Annotated in this window: 15 protein-coding genes; 6 read left to right on the forward strand and 9 right to left on the reverse strand. The window is 45.1% G+C overall.

All coding sequences use genetic code 11. The annotated features are described in order from the left end of the window. Positions 1-37: 37 nt before the first annotated feature. The gene (acs, locus tag J7623_RS24805) at positions 38-1,951 is read left to right on the forward strand and encodes an acetate--CoA ligase (protein WP_291925565.1); all 1,914 of its coding nucleotides are present in this window, start codon (positions 38-40) and stop codon (positions 1,949-1,951) included. Between the two features lie 74 nt (positions 1,952-2,025). After that, a complete protein-coding gene (locus tag J7623_RS24810; RefSeq protein ID WP_291925569.1) occupies positions 2,026-2,967 on the forward strand; it encodes an alpha/beta fold hydrolase in 942 nt (313 codons plus the stop codon). A gap of 175 nt (positions 2,968-3,142) precedes the next feature. On the opposite strand, the gene J7623_RS24815 is transcribed toward J7623_RS24810, so the two are convergent. The 6 genes from J7623_RS24815 to J7623_RS24840 all read right to left on the reverse strand — a co-directional run bounded on the left by J7623_RS24815 (position 3,143) and on the right by J7623_RS24840 (position 9,846). Then, a complete protein-coding gene (locus J7623_RS24815; RefSeq protein ID WP_291925573.1) occupies positions 3,143-3,709 on the reverse strand; it encodes a L,D-transpeptidase in 567 nt (188 codons plus the stop codon). 136 nt (positions 3,710-3,845) lie between these two features. Further along, a complete protein-coding gene (locus J7623_RS24820) occupies positions 3,846-6,785 on the reverse strand; it encodes an insulinase family protein (RefSeq protein ID WP_291925576.1) in 2,940 nt (979 codons plus the stop codon). A 156-nt stretch (positions 6,786-6,941) separates the two neighbouring features. Then, positions 6,942-7,268 carry a hypothetical protein gene (locus J7623_RS24825; protein WP_291925579.1) on the reverse strand — a complete coding sequence of 109 codons (327 nt, stop codon included), beginning with the start codon at positions 7,266-7,268 and terminating at the stop codon, positions 6,942-6,944. 28 nt (positions 7,269-7,296) lie between these two features. Further along, a complete protein-coding gene (locus J7623_RS24830) occupies positions 7,297-8,241 on the reverse strand; it encodes an outer membrane beta-barrel protein (protein ID WP_291925582.1) in 945 nt (314 codons plus the stop codon). Between the two features lie 16 nt (positions 8,242-8,257). Then, positions 8,258-9,319 carry a hypothetical protein gene (locus tag J7623_RS24835; protein ID WP_291925585.1) on the reverse strand — a complete coding sequence of 354 codons (1,062 nt, stop codon included), beginning with the start codon at positions 9,317-9,319 and terminating at the stop codon, positions 8,258-8,260. A 41-nt stretch (positions 9,320-9,360) separates the two neighbouring features. Further along, positions 9,361-9,846, reverse strand: a complete 486-nt coding sequence (locus tag J7623_RS24840) for an RNA polymerase sigma factor (RefSeq protein WP_291925588.1) — start codon at positions 9,844-9,846, stop codon at positions 9,361-9,363. 381 nt (positions 9,847-10,227) lie between these two features. Between J7623_RS24840 and kbl the strand changes: the two genes are divergently transcribed. From kbl to J7623_RS24860, 4 genes are all read left to right on the forward strand, one after another. Then, positions 10,228-11,415: a glycine C-acetyltransferase gene (kbl, locus tag J7623_RS24845; protein ID WP_291925591.1), complete on the forward strand. Its 1,188-nt coding sequence runs from the start codon at positions 10,228-10,230 to the stop codon at positions 11,413-11,415. A gap of 144 nt (positions 11,416-11,559) precedes the next feature. Further along, positions 11,560-12,357, forward strand: a complete 798-nt coding sequence (gene blaOXA / locus J7623_RS24850) for a class D beta-lactamase (protein ID WP_291925594.1) — start codon at positions 11,560-11,562, stop codon at positions 12,355-12,357. A gap of 238 nt (positions 12,358-12,595) precedes the next feature. Next, on the forward strand, positions 12,596-13,615 hold the full coding sequence (locus J7623_RS24855; protein WP_291925596.1) for a VWA domain-containing protein: 1,020 nt from the start codon (positions 12,596-12,598) through the stop codon (positions 13,613-13,615). An 11-nt stretch (positions 13,616-13,626) separates the two neighbouring features. Next, on the forward strand, positions 13,627-14,418 hold the full coding sequence (locus tag J7623_RS24860) for a tetratricopeptide repeat protein (protein ID WP_291925626.1): 792 nt from the start codon (positions 13,627-13,629) through the stop codon (positions 14,416-14,418). Between the two features lie 442 nt (positions 14,419-14,860). Here the strand turns inward: J7623_RS24860 and J7623_RS24865 are convergent, their stop codons facing one another. From J7623_RS24865 to J7623_RS24875, 3 genes are all read right to left on the reverse strand, one after another. Further along, positions 14,861-15,985, reverse strand: coding sequence for an efflux RND transporter periplasmic adaptor subunit (locus tag J7623_RS24865; RefSeq protein ID WP_291925629.1), 1,125 nt, complete (start codon positions 15,983-15,985; stop codon positions 14,861-14,863). Positions 15,986-16,032: 47 nt separating this feature from the next. After that, entirely contained in the window at positions 16,033-19,275 is a 3,243-nt protein-coding gene (locus tag J7623_RS24870; RefSeq protein WP_291925632.1) for an efflux RND transporter permease subunit, read from the reverse strand. A gap of 78 nt (positions 19,276-19,353) precedes the next feature. Then, complete coding sequence (locus tag J7623_RS24875; protein WP_291925635.1) at positions 19,354-20,769, reverse strand: TolC family protein; 1,416 nt, start codon at positions 20,767-20,769, stop codon at positions 19,354-19,356. Between the last annotated feature and the right edge of the window lie 91 nt (positions 20,770-20,860).

A 20,860-nucleotide genomic window follows, 5' to 3' on the forward strand; every position in this document is an offset into this window, starting at 1 on the left:
AAATGCTTGTACTTAACCAATAAACAATTACGGTGCTATGTCGTACCCATACCAGATCAAGAGTATTGAAGATTATCAGCAGGCTTATCAACAAAGTGTGATTGACCCGGAAGGCTTCTGGGCCAACGTTGCAGACCATTTTTACTGGCGCCGCAAGTGGGATAAAGTATTAGATTGGAATTTTAAGGATCCGGAAATCAAATGGTTTACCGGTGCAAAACTGAACATCACAGAAAACTGTCTGGATCGTCATTTAGGTACACTGGGTAACAGACCCGCTATTATCTGGGAGCCCAATGATCCGGAAGAACATCATCGCATTATCACTTACCGCGACCTCTATAATAAGGTTTGCCAGTTTGCCAATGTACTGAAGAATAATGGTGTACAGAAAGGCGATCGCGTGTGTATATACATGGGTATGATCCCTGAACTGGCCATCGCTATACTGGCTTGTGCCCGTATCGGTGCCGTTCACTCCGTAGTGTTTGGTGGTTTCAGTGCGCAGTCGATTGCTGACAGGATACAGGACGCACAATGCAGCCTTGTTATTACCTGCGATGGTGCTTATCGTGGCGCCAAGGACATTCCGTTAAAATCAGTAATGGATGATGCCCTGATGGCCTGTCCTTCTGTAAAAAAAGTAATTGTTTGTACCCGTACCCGCACACCGGTTAGCATGCTGAAAGGCAGAGACCTCTGGTGGGAAGATGAAATTAAACAGGTAGAAACAATGGGCAACCCGCCTTGCCCGGCTGAAGAAATGGATGCAGAAGACTTACTCTTCATCCTCTATACCTCCGGCTCTACCGGCAAACCTAAAGGTGTAGTACATACCTGCGCCGGCTACATGGTATATGCCAACTACACCTTCGTGAATACCTTCCAATATCAACCCGGCGAAGTATACTTCTGTACCGCAGATATCGGCTGGATCACCGGTCATAGCTACATTGCCTATGGACCGCTAAGTGCAGGCGCTACTACCCTCATGTTTGAAGGTGTACCTACCTATCCTGATGCAGGCAGACTGTGGGAAATTGTAGATAAATTCAGAGTAAACACCTTATATACTGCGCCTACCGCCATCCGCAGCCTGATGAGCTATGGCCTGGGCCCGGTTAATCATAAAGACCTTAGCTCACTCAAAAAACTGGGTAGTGTTGGTGAACCAATCAACGAAGAGGCCTGGCATTGGTTTAAAGACAATATCGGTAAAGGCAAATGCCCAATTGTAGATACCTGGTGGCAAACAGAAACCGGTGGTATCATGATCACCCCTATTGCCGGTATCACCAAAGAAAAGCCAGGTTACGCCACCCTGCCACTGCCGGGGGTACAACCAATACTGGTAGATGAAAACGGGAACGAGCTGAAAGGCAACGGCGTTAGCGGTAACCTTTGCATCAAATTCCCATGGCCAGGTATGCTGCGCAGCACTTACGGCGATCATGAGCGCTTCCGCAAAACTTATTTCTCTACTTACGCCAACCTCTATTTCACCGGTGACGGCTGTTTGCGGGATGAAGATGGCTACTATAGAATTACCGGCCGTGTAGATGATGTACTCAATGTAAGTGGTCACCGTATTGGTACCGCTGAAGTTGAAAATGCTATCAACATGCACTCCGGCGTAGTAGAAAGCGCTGTGGTAGGCTATCCTCATGACATCAAAGGTCAGGGTATCTACGCTTATGTGATCATGGAACGCCTGACACATGATCCGGAACTGACTAAAAAAGATATTGCACAAACAGTAGCCCGTATCATCGGACCTATTGCTAAGCCAGATAAAATCCAGATTGTAAGCGGTTTACCCAAAACCCGCTCCGGTAAAATTATGCGTCGTATCCTGCGCAAAATCGCTGAAAACGACCTGGATAACCTGGGCGATACTTCTACCTTACTCGATCCTTCTGTAGTAGAAGAAATCAAGACCGGTAAGCTCTAAAGTATTTTATGTTTTTCGTGAAGGGATGCAGGAATGAACCACTGCATCCCTTTCTTTATAAATGTCAACGCGGCATGAAACGTTTCCTCAAAAGAACAGGCTGGGTCTGTCTTTCGCTGTTTCTCTTACTCAATATCATTGCGGCTTTCCATGCCTGGAAATTCACCCACTTTTATGATGAAAACGGCCGCCGGAACAAGCAACCGGAGCAAATGACCACCCGTGAAAAGCTCGGCATTATCTTTTTTGGCGTACGTATCGCTAAATCCGTGACTACACAATCCCCGGCTGTTCCTTTTGAAATAGTGCATCTGCGTACTCAAAACGGCTTACAACTTGAAGGCTGGTGGATTCCGGTAAAAAATTCCAGGGGCACAGTCATCCTTTTCCATGGCTACAATGGCAATAAAGGCTCCCTCTTTCCCGAAGCAGACCGTTTCAGGGCATTGGGCTATAATACGTTCCTGCTGGATTTCCGCGCACATGGCAATAGCGAAGGACATACCTGCAGCGTAGGCTATAAGGAAGCAGAAGATGTAAAGCTGGCCTGGGACTATGTACATCAGAAAACTACACAGCCAATTATCCTATGGGGTGTAAGTATGGGCGCCGCAGCCATCCTAAAGGCTGTACCAGAGTATGGTTTACATCCTCAGAAGATAATTCTTCAATGTCCTTTTGCCACACTTACAGACGCCGTAAAAAGCAGGATGCGCGCTGTACACCTGCCGGTTACGCCACTATCGCAGCTACTCGCATTCTGGGGTGGAGTGGAGCAAGGCTTCTGGGGTGCTGGATTTAAGCCGGAAAGTTATGCTAAAGACATAAAAGTACCGGTGCTCTATTTCTACGGTCAACAGGATATTCGTGTTATGCCGGCAGAAACACAGGCTGTATTTTCAAATTTAGACACGCGGCAAAAAACACTACATATATTCCCTAATGCCGGGCACCAGTCGTTCTGTGGAAAAGATGCAGCAGTATGGATGAAGGAAGTCACCACATTTCTCCAATAAAAAAGCGCGCACCATACGAGTGGAGCGCGCTCTTCACAGGATCTGACCCGCCGATTGTATATTTGAGTCATGGTGCAGTGTTACTGCGCCACTAGATGCCGTTGCCCTTTCCTGTTACTAAATTACAACGCCAGGCTGCCGCCGGGAGTCACCTGTTGAATTATCTGCAAAAATCTTACCGGCGTATTACTACGGGTGTACCTACTTTGATCACATCATACAATTCATTCACATCTGCGTTTTTCATACTGATACATCCCAGGGTCCAGTTAATTCTGCTCTCTACATAATTATCCCGGATACCGGAGCCATACTCCACGCCATGAATACCAATAGCCCCGCCAATAGCGGCTTCGGACGACACCAGCCCCTCCGATTGCCGCTGATGGAACTTCTCCCAGGACGCTTCGTTGGGGTAGTCCAGCAGCATAAACCGGCTCCAGCTTTTATCTACTCTTTTACTTAAAATATGAAAAGTACCTTCCGGTGTTCTCCGGTCCCCTTCTACTTGTTTGTCTGTTTGATCGCGGTTCCCAAATACCACTTTGTAGATTTTTCTCAACGTCACATCTTCGTATACGTACAGGCGGTAATCACTTTTATCGATCAGCAGGAAAATTTTGTCCGGATCAATGCTGCCTGCACTTAACCGTACATTGTATAAATCAGATTCGTTGATAAATCCACTAAGTGGCAGTAGCAACAGGATCGCCAACAGCCAATAATGACAGCACTTCTTCATAGGAGTATTAAATAAATATGCAGATAAAGAAACGTAGGAGAATCACTGTTTATTGTTTAACCCTTTCTTCTAAAAAGCGAAGGCACTACGCAAGATGCGTAGTGCCTTTACTTTTTTCATACTTCAGATACGATAATTAGTAACCGAAAATTTCATCCAGCGACAGCTTCTTCACATCTCCATATTTCTTTAACTCATCTGCAGGAATCTTCTTCTCAGAAGCTACAATGCAATAAGTATATGGTTTGTGAGCAAGGTTCTGTTCATGGAATTTCTTCACGTCATCGAAAGTCATTTTGTCGATCGACTCATACACCTGCTTGCGGATATCTGTGTTCAAACCCAGCTTCCGTGCGGCGAGGTAGCTGAAAATGATACCATCATTGGTGATACGTTCTGTTTCAATATCCTGTTTCATGCCTTCTTTCGCTGTTTCCAGCAGTTTGTCGGCACGGGGGAGATCATTCAGCAACTCGTTCATACCGGTGATAGCGTCATTCATTTTATCAGCCTGGCTTCCTACGTAAGCATATGTTGAGTAGCGCTCTCCCTGTTTGTCTGGCGGAGCATAGAATGCATAGGTAGAATAAGCCAGTGCTTTAGACTCACGGATGGTTTGGAACACCACAGAACCCATACCGCCACCGAAGTAGCTGTTGAATAAGGTGACCAACCCTGTTTGAGCAGGATCATAAACATCATCGTTTCTCAGCCAGTTTACTTCTGTTTGTACCATATCGTAGTCTGCAAACAGCACCTGGTTCTTGTCCTGGTTGGTTTTTACAAACTTCACAGCTGCAGGTACATCTTTCAATGTAGCAGATAAAGTGTGTAATTTCTTCACATCAGCGGCCGCAGCAGTCAAGGTTTGCGGTCCCCAGTAGATGACAGTATGCTTATAAGTTGGCAGTTCATGCAGGATGTCAGTCAGTTCTTTAGCGGTAATGCTATTCAGATCTGCCTGGCTTAACTGGTTGTTGAATGGATTTTTAGCACCATACATGGCGTAGTTCATCACACCTTTCATGATAGCGCCTTTGTTCAGTTTATTGTCTGCACGGGCTTTCTGGATACGGCCTTTGAGGGCAGCCAGGGCTTCTTCGTTCGGTTGGCAGTTAGCAATGATGTGTTCAAATAAAGCTACTGCTTTGTCGAAGTTTTCCTGTAAACCGCTGATGGCTACAGTCGTATTTTCAGTGCTGGTGGCTACGTTAAAGCTACAGGCGATGTTGTAGAATTCTTTACTGATTTGCTCAGACGTATATTTATCTGTGCTCAGGAATTGCAGGTATTGCGCTGCCAACGGGAGTTTTTTATTGCTCCATGCACCGATATCAAAGCGGTAGTACAAACGGAAAAGACCATTGTCTTTATTCTGTACGTACATCATATCCGTATTGCCTAAAGAAGTTTTCTGGATATCCTTCTCGTAATCCAGCCACTGTGGCTTCACAGGAGTCGCGGGCATAGCGGCAATATTCTGCAGGAAAGCAGATTGTGCTTCTCTGTTTACTTCTACCGGTGTGATAGCAGGTTTTTCTACTTTCTGGATGTTTTTGTCTTCGCCCTTACGTTTGTAAACAATAACATAGTTGTCATTGAGGTATTTATTGGCGTAGTCTACGAGTTGCTTTTTGGTAACAGTGCCCATATCATCTACATAAGCCACATCATATGCCCAGTTCTGACCTTTACTTTTAATAAAGCCATCCATCAGGGATTTAGCGCGGTTGTTATTGCTTTCCAGGCCTTCTAATTCGCTCAGTTTGCTGTTATTAACAATCGCTTTAACGAGGGATTCGTCGAAGTTGCCTTTCTTCAGGATATCGAGTTGCCCCAGCAGCAAGGCTTTCACTTCCTCCAGGGTTTGGCCTTGCTTGGCTTTACCACTCATGGAGAAAATGGAATAGTCTTTCAGTCCCATTACACCTGCACTGGCGTTGAGCACTTTCTGTTGTTTGTTGATATTGAGATCCAGCAGGCCGGCTTTACCATTTTCCAGGATAGAAGACAGTACACCCAGTACCACATTGGATTTGGTATCGAGAGCGCCAGGCATTCTGAAAACGATATCCACGCTTTCTGCATCAGGTCCAAACACCTCTTTTACGATAGGAGCTTTGATAGGAGCTTCCGGAGCTGGTTTGTATTCCTTTACCGGCTTAGGCTTCATGTAGCTGAATTTCTCATCAATTGCTTTCACTACGTAATCCGGGTCGAAGTCGCCCGCCATAATTACGGCCATGTTATTAGGCACATAGTATTCATTATAGAATTGGCGGATGGCTTTCAGGTTTGGATTTTTCAGGTGCTCGACAGTACCGATGGTAGATTGCTGACCGTAGTTATGTGTTGGAAACAGGGCCGCCAGCATGGTTTCATATACTTTGCGACCATCATTGTCCAATCCGCGGTTCTTTTCTTCATATACTGCCTCCAGCTCTGTATGGAACAAACGGAAAACAGGATCACGGAAACGTTCGGCCTGTACGGTGAGGTATTTATCGATAGCGTTGGAAGGGATATCTTCTTCGTACACGGTTTCCTCTACCCAGGTGTGGGCGTTGGTACCTTGTGCGCCCATACCGGACATCATTTTATCGTATTCGTTGGCGATGGCATATTTGGCAGCAACACCGGAAACGCTGTCGATTACATGATAAACGGCTTTACGGGCAGCCGGGTCAGTAGTTTTATTGTATTTGTCATACAGGTCAGAAATCTGGTCCAGCAGGGGTTTTTCCTTTGCCCAGTCGAGGGAACCGTATTGCTGGGTACCTTTAAAGAGAAGGTGTTCCAGGTAGTGAGCCAGACCGGTGTGATCTTTTGGGTCGTTATCGCTGCCGGCCCGGGTGCCGATCAGTGTCTGGATACGCGGATCTTTTTTATTAACACTCAGGATAACTGTCAGACCGTTTTTGAGTGTGTAAAAACGCGCCTTCATGGGATCATTGGAAATATAGCGGTAGGTATAGCCTCCTGACGTAGCTTCCTTCCATTGGTATTTCCCCTGTGCTCCTGCTGTTTTCAATGAGCAGGCAAACAGGCATAGTAACACGACTCTTTTAAGACTCATACAATAGTTGGTTTTTTGAAAATTAGTATTCAAATATACCGGAAGTGAAAAATAAATACCGCGAAAAAAACAGAGAATTGTATGAGCGGTAGATGCAAAGGGGAAACAACCGATTGTTCAACCGGTGATAATCTTAGCGAGATCAAAGAAAATGGATCAGGGATAGGTATTATAAATTGTATAAGGATTTTTTGCCCATGCCAGGTTCAGCAGCGATGGTTCTGCCTTTCTACTGGTTTGTTTTTTAGGTCGTTTAGCCCGGTTATGTGATACATAAGCAACCGATGTGACGGCATTGCCCACTACCCCTGAGATATAATGAGGTGGCAAATTATGGGGTAAACTAGCCACAGGCAACTGTTGTGGCTGATCATACCGGGGTATGTTATTTTTCTCGATCCGAACGCCTAACAAACGTTTTTCACAGGAATGAATCCATGCAATACAACCAATACATGTCATCAGAGCAACTAAAGAACGCATAAACACAATTTAGGACTGGCTAATAAAGTTAGAATCCATTCAACCGGATACCGATTGAAAACGGATATTGTTGTAACCCATAATCATGTAATGCCGTCAGGGCGAAATTTGCATACAACTTCACAGGACCATAGCCTAATTCACTTGTCAACCCAAAACGCCACTTATTCAGGTTAAAGTCGTCGGTTTTTCTCACCTTACCTCTTTCGGCACTTACTTGTTTTGTTCTGGATTTGAGCAGATAACCACCGGAGACACCAATACTCGCCTGGAATGCGCGATTCGGGCGAGCGGGGTTAGAATTAAAATTAAGCATTACTGGTACGGAGATGTATTCAGCAAACAGCTTATTCTTTGAAAATTCTATTGAATCTCTGATTATTTGTGTAGGATAGCCTGGCAGATATGTAATACTGCGGGCATACCTATAGTTATTCATCTCTAATCCCAGAGCATATAACAAGTTAAGTTTGTGTTTTGTTATATTAAGTCGTTGCTCAAAGATCCAAATATTAAAATTGATTGATTTTCCGGTAATTAACTTGAATTCGGATGGTGTTAACGGCTCACTTGCCTCCCTGGGTGCAAAGGTTGCCAGTCCTGCAGCGGAATAGTCATATTGTCTTCCCACCGGCTGCGCCATGGCGCCATTAAAATATTGTGTACTATTAGGGTAGTAGCTGATGAAGCTGGCACCGCTGTAATCGCTCCGGTCAATATAGTTATTGAACCCAAGGTCAAATACAAACCATTTGGTTTGCAGGTTCTTTTTGAGTTTTTGGCGGGCATAGGCTGTATCGCTATAAAACTTATAGCTGGTGCGGCCTTTATCGTTTTTTCCTTTTATAATGATCAGCCCCTTTATCTGAATTGTATCAGGAGGGGTTGGTGTATTTTGTGTATCTGCCTTTTGCGCATGAGCCCATCCGCCACATAATACCAATAACAAGATGAGTAAAATTTTATGCTTCATATGCTGTGACCATAATTTATTTATTCCGCTTACGGGAAAAAAGCTTCGCTACATTGGTTACTTTATCGAGAATTTTGCTGTCGCTGCCACTTACTGACATAATCAGTTCACCCTGTACACCTGGGGTTGCTGTAGTGGCTGCAGCTATTTGACTTGCGTTATCATTCATTTTAGTGTTGGAAGCCAGCAATGGTTCTTTGGTTGCTTCCGGCTTTACTGCTGCGATATGGGCATTTTCTGCCTGTTGCAGGTGTTGTTCTACCAATTCATCCACTGCATTACGCTGTGGTGGTAACTGGGACATGACTGGTACATCTGCTTTTGGGGTATTGGTTGTAGCCAGGTCTTTGTCTGGTACTGATGCTACAGCTGGTTCTTTTTCACGGGTGATAACCGTTTTATTACTTTTCGCAACTTGTGATGCCTCTTTAGGTTTGTTAGCAACATCCGGTACTGCTACTGGCTCGGCCGCAACCTGATGCGTAGCAGGCGACGGTGTATTAGTTACCGAAGGTGTATTTACGGTAGTGGGTGTGTTCACTGCCATAGCCGGAGGTTGTTGGGTATGATGACCAGCAGGCAACAGCCAGATGATCAGGCCAGCCACTGCAGCGGCTACAGCCGCGCTCCATCCAATACGGCGATAAATTGGTGAAGTTTTACGTGCGGTACTCCGGTATAAGGAGGCTTTATCTTTAAATACCAGTTTGGTATCCGGTGTTAATTTAGTGGCCTGCAGGAGTAATAAGTCTTGTTGGGCGGCAGGGTGTTTAGCAAGATATACCTGTAGTGTTCTTGCTTCTTCCACAGATAGTTCCCCGTCAATATAACCCAGCATTAGCTCCTCATAATCAACTGTGTCGGCAGTTGTTGTTTTGTATAAGGCTGCTTTATTATCAAATACGATGGTTTCGTCCGGCACTATCTTTACCCCTTCCAGCAGCTCCAGTTCCTGTTTGAATTGGGGGTGTTTTTGCAGGAAAAGCTCCAGTGCAGCCTGTTCTACCTCATTCAGCTCACCATCGATGTAGCTGAGGAGATAGGATTCGTAGTTTGATATGTTAATCTCTACTGACAAAAATCTAATTTATTATTAACGTCTTAAAAAGTATAAAAAATCTATATAACATTCTCCATTTTCACCAGATAATTTTTCAGATGTATCCTGGCCCGATGGAGATAAACCTTTACCTGTGAGGGATTCAGGTTCATCATCTCTCCTATTTCTTCGTAGGAGTATCCTTCGTAATCCTTCAGCATTATCAGCGACCGTTGTACTTCACTTAGTTTCGACAATGCTTTTTCAATGACTTCCTTTGCGTTATGAATCTTATGTTCTGATACTTTTTCTTCTTCTTTAAACTGTTCCACCAGGGTGATCCGCTTTACCTTACGTACATGATCGATCATATTGTGGTAGCCCACTGTAAACAGGTATGACTTAGCCTTTTCAAAAGGCACATCCTGGCAGTGTTTCCACAATATTTCGAATGAATTCTGTACTACGTCTCTGGCATCTTCCGCATGTTCCAGATTTTTAACGATAAAGCGGAATAAATTGTCCGAATACAGATCCACGCATTTATTGTACTCCTTTTCCGTCATTCCGGTGGTGCGGGATTTTAGTGCTAAGTTCCGACAAATACTTTAATACCCATCATTGACAAACTCCATTCTTGTTACCCACACCATCTCTAAAGTCAGTACAAATCATACCCACAGTTGTAGTAACAGTTTCTTTCAAACTGATGATCAATCCTTTACCTAGTATACTCTTTTAGTATCTTTTTTTTAAGATTGATTAACCAGCTTTTCATTTCATGGCATTTATAATCATGATAGTACTATGACGGAGGACAACGGTTAAATGTTACACGTGGGTCAAACTTTTTGCATATCCTGTCGTTACCCATTTGGGCGATAAATAATCGTAATACATTTATTGCCTATAACTTTGGTGCATGTAATCTAAATATTACAATTTTTATGAATAAACCGTTTATCACCCGCTTGCAGGAAGAATTAGGCGAGATTAACAAAGCCGGCTTGTATAAGAGGGAGCGCATTATTACATCTGAGCAGGGAGCTGAAATACAGGTTGGTGGCAATACCGTACTGAATTTCTGTGCTAATAACTACCTCGGACTTTCTTCACATCCTGCGGTAGTGAAAGCTGCCAAAGATGCTATTGATACGCATGGATATGGTATGAGCAGTGTTCGCTTTATTTGTGGAACACAGGATATTCACCGTGAGCTGGAAGAAAAAATCTCCAAATTCCTGGGTACTGAAGATACCATCTTATATGTAGCGGCGTTTGACGCTAATGGTGGCGTATTTGAGCCATTATTCAATGAGCAGGATGCCATTATTTCCGACGCCCTGAATCACGCATCCATCATTGACGGGGTGCGTCTTTGTAAAGCACAACGTTTCCGTTACGAGCATAACAACATGGCCGACCTGGAAGCGAAGCTCCAGGAGGCGAAAGGCTGCCGCAGCCGTATCATTGTAACAGATGGCTCTTTCAGCATGGATGGAACCATTGCTCAACTGGATAAAATCTGTGATCTGGCGGATAAATACGACGCCATCGTAATGTCAGATGAGAGCCATTCTTCCGGTTTCCTGGGTAAAACAGGTCGCGGTACGCATGAATACCGTGGCGTAATGGGCCGGGTAGACATTATCACCGGAACCCTGGGTAAAGCCCTGGGCGGTGCTTCCGGCGGTTTCACCAGTGGTCCTAAAGAGGTGATTGACATCCTGCGTCAACGCAGCCGTCCTTACCTGTTCTCCAACTCTGTGGCTCCGAGCATTGTAGGTGCGTCTATCGCCGTACTGGACATGCTTAGCGAAACAACCGCCCTGCGCGACAAACTGGAATACAATACCAAATACTTCCGTACCAAAATGACGGAAGCTGGTTTCGATATTAAACCTGGTGATCACCCTATTGTACCCGTAATGCTGTATGACGCAGTACTGGCGGCCCAATTTGCAGATAAATTGCTGCAGGAAGGCATTTATGTAATCGGATTCTTCTTCCCCGTAGTTCCTAAAGGGCAGGCCCGTATCCGTGTACAATTAAGTGCCGGCCACGAACAAGCACACCTCGACAGGGCTATTGCAGCCTTTACGAAGGTGGGTAAAGAACTGGGCGTTATTTCCTAGTAGCAAAAAGCAGAAAGCAAAAAGCTATTGTGACGAATGATCAAAGCGTATTAATATCGCAATAATCATCCGCCACAATAGCTTTTTGCTTTTAGCTTTGTGCTTTTAGCTACTTTTGCATCTTACAATTTAATCTTTATGCTGATGAAACGATTTGGCTGGATGTTATTAGCGATAGGTTTGTTCCTTGCTGCCTGCGCGCCGAATAATGTAAAAGAAGAAAAGAGCTGGGAAAAATATTTTGCCCAATACAAAGTAGAGGGCACTTTTATGTTATTCAATAACAGCCAGGGCGAGTTCAAAGTATATAACCTGGAAAGGGCAAAAAAACGTTTTTCGCCCGCATCCACCTTTAAAATATTCAATGCCTTGGTGGGCCTGCACACCGGCGCTATCAAAGATACCGGCATGGTGATTCCCTGGGACGGCGTAACCCGTGAAATCCCTGCATGGAATAAAGATCTGACCATGGGCGAGGCTTTCAGAGCATCCGCCGTGCCTTACTTCCAGGAAGTGGCCCGCCGTATTGGCCAACCTACCATGCAGCTCTGGCTCGACTCCATCAAGTATGGCAACATGAAAATCAGTCGTATAGACACTTTCTGGCTGGATAACTCCCTGCAGATATCACCAGATGAAGAACTGGGCTTTGTGAAAAAACTGTATTTCGACCAGCTCCCTTTTGCTAAAACTACCATGAAAAGCGTTCGTGATGTGATGCTGATGGAAAAAACACCGAAGTATGAGCTGTCATACAAAACAGGATTGGGTGCCAACAATGCAATAGGCTGGATAGTAGGCTGGATAGAAGAAAACCGCCACCCCTGCTTCTTTGTACTGAATATTGAAACAGAAGATCCCAAAGTGGACATTCCGAAAGCACGCATGGAAATACTCCGCAATATCCTGACAGACGCAGGATATTTCAAAGGAGAAATGTAGTAAGCAGAAAGCAAAAAGCAGAAAGCAAAAAGCTATTATAGCGAATGATCATTGCGGTTATACTTGCTTTGATCATGCGCTATAATAGCTTTTTGCTTTCTGCTTTGCGCCTTCTGCTCCCAACCAACGTTAAAAAAACGATAAAACCCCGTTCCCCCGGCTTGCAATACGTAACAAAAAAATTATTTTTGATATCTTACCTGGTTTACTACCGGTAACGGATATCTTAAAGTCGAATATGTTACGATTTCAGCATAGTGAATATTTATGGGCGCTGGTGCTCCTGTTGGTGTTGCAGGTGGCCTTCCTGGGTGTATCCTGGTGGAAACGCCGTTCTATACGCCGTATTGGAGATCAGGCGCTGGTGGAAAAACTCTTCACCGGTTATTCCCGCAAACTGTTTGTATTAAAGTTCCTGCTCATTTTCCTCGCCTTTTTCTTTGGTGTAGTGGGTTTGGCCAACTTACAAAAGGGAAGCCGCATGGAAAAAATTACCCGCAAAGGAGTGGATGTTATGATAGCACTGGACGTCAGCAAAAGTATGCTGGCCACTGATGTGCAACCAGATCGTCTCACCCGTGCCCGCCAGTTGATCAGCAAATTAATGGATAAGCTGGACAATGACCGTGTTGGACTCGTTGTATTTGCCGGCAATGCATATCTGCAAATGCCGCTTACAGTAGATTATTCCGCCGCTAAAATGTATCTCAGCACGGTATCTCCTGATATGATCCCTTCACAGGGTACCGCTATTGGCCAGGCCATCCAGGTGTCTGATGATGCTTTCAATAAAAAAGAACGTAAACATAAAGCCCTGATCATCATCTCCGACGGAGAAGATCACGACGAAACAGCGATACAACACACCAAAGCTGCATTCGACAATGGTGCTGTCACCAATACTATTGGTATCGGCTCTGTAGCCGGCTCTCCCCTGCCAGACCCCGAAACCGGTGGTTATAAAAAAGACAGGGAAGGCAATACCGTTATTTCCAAACTGAATGAAAACGAGCTCAAATCCATCGCTGCCGCTGGCAGAGGGATTTATCAGCACCTCGATAACAATACCGATGATGTAGTGAATACCCTCGTGAATAAAATTGATAGCATGGAGCAGAAAGAGTTCGGAGAAAATGTATTCACTGATTACAACAGTTATTTTCAATATTTCCTGGGCATATGCCTGGCATTGCTGCTGATCGAATTTTTTATTCCTGAAGTACGTTTTAAACGTCCGAAGGCAACACCCGCAGCTTAACACAACGGCGCATGAAAATTATTTTTATAAAATATTGTTTTATTACCATGGTAGCCTTGCTCACCAGCAACTACCTCTTTGCACAAAACGGCACCAATAAGTACATCCGCAAAGGAAATGAGCTGTACAAAAAACAACAGTTCTCTGATGCTGAAGCCAATTATAAAAAAGCACTGGAACAAAATGCCCAGTCGGCCATCGGTAATTACAACCTCGGCAACTCCCTGTATCAGCAAAAACGCTATGATGACGCCCGTAAACAATATGCCAACACCCTCAAACTGGGCGATAAATCAGGCATAAAATCTGATGCAGACTACAACATTGGGAATACTTACATGGAAGATAAAAAGTGGGAAGAAAGTATTAAATCCTACAAGCAGGCATTAAAAATAAACCCTTCCGATGAAGATGCCCGCTACAACCTCGCTTATGCGCAGGCCATGCTGAAAAAGCAACAGCAAGGCGGCGGCGGTAACGATAAAAAAGATAACAAGGATAAAAACAAAGACAAGAATAAAAACGATAAGAACAAAGACCAGGATAAAAACAAAGATCAAAACAAAGACCAGCAGAACAAGGACAAAGATAAAAATCAAGACCAGAATAAAGATCAGAACAAAGACCAAAAAGATAAGGATAAAGACAAAGAAGACCAGGAAAAGCCTCAGCCTCAGCCCAGCAAAATGAGCAAACAAGAGGCAGAACGTTTACTGCAGGCACTATCCCAGGAAGAAAAGAAGTTGCAGGATAAAGCGAAGAAAGTGAAGGGACAACCGGTATCTGCAGAGAAAGACTGGTAAGCATTTCATCCCTCATTATACATTTACATCCAAAAGTAAGACGGCTTGCTTTTGGATGTTTTATTTTACGGCAGACGGAACACTGCCCTTATACTTCTTATCTGCGTTGATAAAATAATGCTGATCATAGTAGCGCGCAATCCCGGCGGGAGCGGGCATAAAAAAACCGGAATAAGAGTATTCCGGCCGTTTTACCTAAACCTACAACTGTTACACGATGGCAACAATTCTCTTTCGTGTTTTAAAGCAACAGCGCCTCCTTTTACAGAAGCGCTGTAATGCTCATCATCAGGAATAATTTGCCAGCTGTTGATCGTTGCTTCCACTACTGCATATAGGCCGGATTAATTGATTCTTCATCACTCGATTCATTTAACCTTTTTTTGATTCCTTTGCCAGTTGATTCTTCTTCCGCAAACTATTCCCCTCTTTTAAACACACATTATTTTGTGGCCGCCTGTAAAGCAGTGCCTTCTTTGATTTCATCGCTTCCATTCTGTACCAGCTGATCATTATCAGACAAGTCGCCGAAAATTTCTACCTGGCCGTTGGCTTCGTTACCCGTTTTTACCGGTACCCATAAGGCTTTGTTATTCACGGATTTGATTACAAAAACTTTTTCTGAGTTGGAAATGATTGCAGATTTAGGGACCACATATACATCCTTCTTACCAGGGATCGGCATATGTACTTCTGCATACATGCCTGGCAGGAGTTTGGCGTTCTTGTTAGCCACATCCATTTCCAGTATTTCGGAGCGCAGCTTTACATCCAGGCTACCGGCAACACGATTTACTTTAGCGGTAAAAGTATCACCTGGTAAGGATTTCACGGTAAAGCGAACATCACCTGCATGAGCAGCTTCGTCGGTATATACTTCAGGTACGGCAATGGATAAACGAAGTTTCTGTTGTTCTTCCAGTCTGAATAAAGGCTTATCAGAACCTTTACCCGCCGGTCCTACATATGTACCGGGATGCACATTACGCTGGCTGATTACACCACTAAAAGGAGCGCGGATCACCAGGTAGCCCAGCATTTGTTGTACTTCATGGTAAGATGACCGGGCAGATAATAATTCTGCGCTATCTGCACTCATTTTCTCGAAAGCCATGTCCAGGTCGTTCGGAGAAATGGTACCCGGTACTTTACTTGTTTTGAGCAAGCGTTCGTAAGTAGCGCGACTGGCACGGAACATCGCTTCTTTGGTATGAAGCCGCGATTGCGCTTCCAGCAATTGCGTATTCATTTCGGGCGCTTCCAGCGTAGCCAGCACCTGGCCGGCCACCACCTGGCTACCCAGGTCTACGCTCACACTTTTCACATAGCTGTTTACTTTAGCATACAGATCAGCAAACTGGAAAGGTTTTATTTCTCCCGGCAGGCGAAGAGATCCATCCAGCGAGCTTTTCTTCAGATGAATAATTTTCACCTGTACGCTTTGGTTCTCTGATGTGTTTTCATCATCTGCCCGGGAAATGTGGCAGGAAGCAAAAAACAAGCCTATGGGTAACAACGCAGCTGCCGCAATAACCCGATACGACCCGCTGTATTTATTTATATTCATGATATTGATATGTCGTTTAGTCATTATAGTTATACACCTGAAATTGGTTAAACACGTTCTGCACCTGGTACATAGAACTGGCTGTTTTCATCTTCCGGATCCAGTGATACTGATTTCACGCTGGTTTTCTGTTGTACCCAGGAGAAAATCAATGGCAAAATAAACAAGGAAGCAAACGTGCTGGCAATCAGTCCCCCGATTACGGCACGACCCAGTGGGGCTGTTTGATCCCCTGCTTCACCCAGGCCGGAGGCCATCGGTATCATACCTGCCACCATGGCGATAGTAGTCATCAGAATAGGCCGTAACCTGATGGAAGTCCCTTCCAATGCAGACCTCGTAGCATCATGATTTTCGAGCCGCAATTTCTCTGCATTGGTAATCAGCAGAATGGCATTCGCTACCGATACCCCAACCGACATAATAATGCCCATATATGATTGCAGGTTCAACGTAGATCCGGTGATCAGTAACATTACAAGCGAACCGGCCAATACCGCAGGAATAGTAGACACCACTACCAACGCTACTTTGAACGATTGGAAGTTGGCAGCCAGCAATAACAGGATTACTACAATCGCTACTGCTAACCCGGATTGCAAACTATCCAGTGTTTCGCCCAGGAGGTTCATCAACCCCCGCTTTTCAACGGTGATCCCACGTGGAGGCTCTCCTGCCCGCTTAATAGCTGCGGCTACCGCAGCAGAGGCATTACCCAGGTCTTTCTTATAAATATTCGCACCAATAGAAACGATTCTTACCGCGCCAATACGGTCATATTCACCTACTACGGTATCTACAGATAATGTTGCCACATCGCCCAGTGATGGACGGGCTTTCCCTTTACTTACCGGGATAGCCGCCATATCATTCAGGCTACTCATTTCATTTTCCGGTACTGCAATCTGTACGAAATAGGAAGTGGCATTGCGTTCATCCAGCCAGTTATTTTTCTCTGTAAAACGACTGGATGAAGTAGATGCGGTTAATGATTTAGCGATGTCTGTAATGCTTACGCCCAACTGTCCGGCTCTTTCCCGGTCTATATTAACACGGATGGCAGGATAATTCATCGGTTGATTAATCTGCACATCCCGCAGGTAAGGGATCTTCTTCATTTCTGCCATTACCTTGTTGGCAAATGGTATACTTTCTTTCAGATTTTTACCCATTACTGCAATTTCAATCGGCGTAGCGGCGCCCTGGCTCATCACTTTGTCGGTGAGATCAATAGGCTCAAAACTCATCTTCACTTCCGGCATTTGCTCATGGATACGCTTACGTAGTTTCTCCTTGAACTCGTCCATATTCACTTTGTAATCTTCTTTCAGATTTACCTGCAATACGGCTTCATTAGGGGTAGCCATGAACAGGTAAATAGGATTGGTAGAATAGGAAGACGGATGCGTACCTACAAAGGAGGAGGTGATGTCGATGTTTTTAGCACCGACCATCTCCCTCAAAATCTCCGTTGACTTAATAAGCATGGTTTCCGTCCGTTCCAATCTGGTACCGGTAGGTTCTTTCAGGCGTAATTGAAATTGCCCGTTATTCAGTTTAGGTAAAATATCACGGCCTATAATACTAATGCTAAAGGCTACGATGGCGAGAACACCCAGGAAATAAGCGCCTATCACCAGTTTCCGTCTCTTTAATAATGTTTCCAGCCACCCGATAAACCGGAGTTTAAACCGGTCGAACCGGGAAATAGTTTGCTTATGTTGTTTTTCATCTGCAATTTCTGTTTCTATATAGCCAGCTGTTTTATGCACATCCTCGCTGTGAACATGTGGGCGTGTATGGTGTTGAAACTTCTCCGTTTTCAACATCCAGTTGGCCAGAATAGGCACCAGTGTTTGAGATAACAGGTAAGATGCAATCATGGAGAATCCAATGGCCAGCGACAAAGGCATGAACATCGCACGAGGTACACCAGCCATGGTAAAAGAAGGCGCAAATACGGCGAGAATACACGACAGGATCAGCAATTTCGGGAATGCTATTTCCTGGCAGGCATGCCACACCGCCTGGGCTTTGGTTTTACCCATTTCCAGGTGCTGGTGAATATTTTCAATGGTTACAGTAGATTCATCTACCAGGATACCGATGGCCAGTGCCAGTCCACTCAGCGTCATGATATTAATCGTTTGCCCAAAGAGTTTCAGTAACATCACTCCGATGATAATAGACACGGGAATAGTGATGATCACGATGTAGGCGCTGCGCCGGTCGCCAAGAAACAGCAGTACCATCAATGCCGTGAGTACTGCACCAATTACGCCTTCACTGATCAAACTTTTCACCGCGTTGATCACATACACGCTCTGGTCAAATACGAAGTCAATTTTTACATCTTCCGGTAACAGTTTCTGGATATTGGGGAGCGCGGCTTTCAGGTTGTTCACCACCGTCCACGTAGACGCATCTGCTGTTTTGATGATAGGCAGATAAACAGAACGTTTGCCGTTGATCACCGCGTAGCTGCTGGTGATATCTGCAGCATCTTCTACTTTGGCCACATCTTTTACAAATACCGTAGGTCCATCTCCCATTACCAGTGGAATATTTTCAAATTCCTTTACCGTGCGTATGACGGTATTAGCGGGAGTGAGATAAGTAACATCTCCAATACGTACGTTACCTGCAGGAGAAATCTGGTTATTGTCTTTGATGGCGGCCACTACCTGGTCGGCGGTCAGGTTATGACTGCGCATTTGTTCCGGATCCACATGGATCACGATGGTACGGGAGTTTCCACCGAAAGGTGCCGGCGAAGTCAAACCGGCCACACGGCTGAAGGAAGGGCGTACTACCGTCATTGCCAAATCCTGCAATTCGTTGTTGGAACGAGTGGGACTGCTAAGCGCCAGCTGCCCGATGGGGAGTGTACTGGCATCGAAGCGAATGATAAAAGGCGGTTGCGTACCGGCCGGCATCGCGGAAAATGCACGATTGGCCATGGCTGTCACTTCCGCCGCTGCTTGCGCCATGTTGGTCCCTTCATAAAAAGAGATCTTGATCATGGTGAGACCCTGAATATTCTTGGCTTCAATATCTTTTACGCCTGTTACATAAAGGAACAGCGCCTGATAGTTAGTGGCAATAAAACCTTCCATCTGTTGTGGCGACATTCCGCCATAGGGTTGAGATACGTATATGGCCGGCAGATTGAGGTCTGGAAAGATATCTATTTTAATATCCCGCGTAGCTTTGATACCAAAAAACAAGAGGCCCATCACCACTACGATGATGGCTATTGGTTTTTGTAATGCGGTTTTAATCAGATTCATATAAGTTCGTTCAGAAAATGAAAGTTTAAATAGCCGTTAGCTATTAGCTTCTAGCTTTTAGTAACTAATAGCTCAATGCTATAATTGGCCCAGGAACAGCTGCAAATCCCCTACAGTAGCTGATTTATAAAGTATTGCCTGCCATACGCCGTTGTAAGCAATATCCCTGTCTGTTTCTGCCCGGTTAATATTATACAGGGCTTGCGCCAGGTCAGCGATATTGGATAATCCGTTTTCGTATAGGGTACTTTTCTGGAGAAAGGCATCGCTGGCGGCTTTCAGGCCAACGGGTGCTTCCCGGTATTTCTTCACTGCATTATCTATTTGCTGTTCAGATAACTGCAGTTGATGTTGCAGTCGGCTATACGTTTGATTATATTCATTTTTTAATCCTTCTGTGGTATAATGCTGACGCGCTACCTGTGCATGGGTGCGCCAGAGGTCTGTTACCGTCCATGAAAGATTCAATCCAACGAGGTAGTTGCCTACCTGCGGTTTTACACCCGTCCAATATCCCTGGCTGTAATGACTCAGGTTGGCGGCATTATAGTCGTAATCGAAGCCGGATCCGCGGGTCTGCAACACGCCCATAAACGACAGGCGGGGCATCGCATTTTTGCTGAGTAATTGCTGATTAGCTTCGCTGAGTGTTACGCGGGAACCAAATAATTTCAGCAGCGGCTGTTCTTTCAGCGACACAGAATCCTTTGCGGATACGGTTTCCAGCAATTGATTCGGTATTTTGGTAACGAAGGTGGTGTCAAGTATAAAGTCCTGCGGCGGTACATCCATCATTTCCGCCAGCTTATTGCTTTGTGCGTTTTCATAATTCAGTGCATCTACCAGGGTTAATTTCGCCTTGGATACTTCTGCATTGGCAATGGAGCTGTCTACTCCGGCGGTGAGCCCGTTCAATGCCCTGGTTACAATGATGTGCTGCAGGTCTTGTGCACGTTTCAGGTTGGATTCCATAGAACCTCTCAAACGCTGTGCTGCCAGCAGGTTGAGATAGGCGCCGGCAATACGTACCTGTTGTTCAAATGTTTCCTGTTCCAGGTCGGCGCGGTTGGTATTCAACTGTTCTTTGGCAGCCAATACTTTGGCATGTTGCCGTCCAAAGGTTACCACGTCCCAGCTGATGTTGGCGAGGTAAAGTCCTCCAAAAGCGGAGTTCCAGTTTTGGGTGGGCAGAGCCGGACCGGAGGCGCCGGTACTCCAGCCTTTATATCCCCACTGGGGGCCATTTTCTCCATTTACAGTACCGTAACTATTTTGCGCGGAAAGATTCAGGTCGGGTAAATACTCTCTCTTTACTGCACTGATATTTTCTGTAGCTGCTTTAGCATAGTTTTCTTTTGCCTTAATGGATTGATAATTCTTCAGTCCTGTTTGTAGTGCTTCCTGCAAGGTGAGCGGGCGGGTTTGTCCCATCAAAGCCGCTGAACTGCAGCCTGCGGCCATTACCAGCAGGCAAAGCGGTTTCCAGATGTTCATATAATAATCTATAGCGTCTAAAAAAAGCCGTTTGATATGGGCCTTGGCAAATAAGTATGCAAATATAAACCGGGGTGAGGGGCAGGTGTTA

Source organism: Chitinophaga sp., from assembly GCF_017745275.1.
Taxonomy (GTDB): Bacteria; Bacteroidota; Bacteroidia; order Chitinophagales; family Chitinophagaceae; genus Chitinophaga.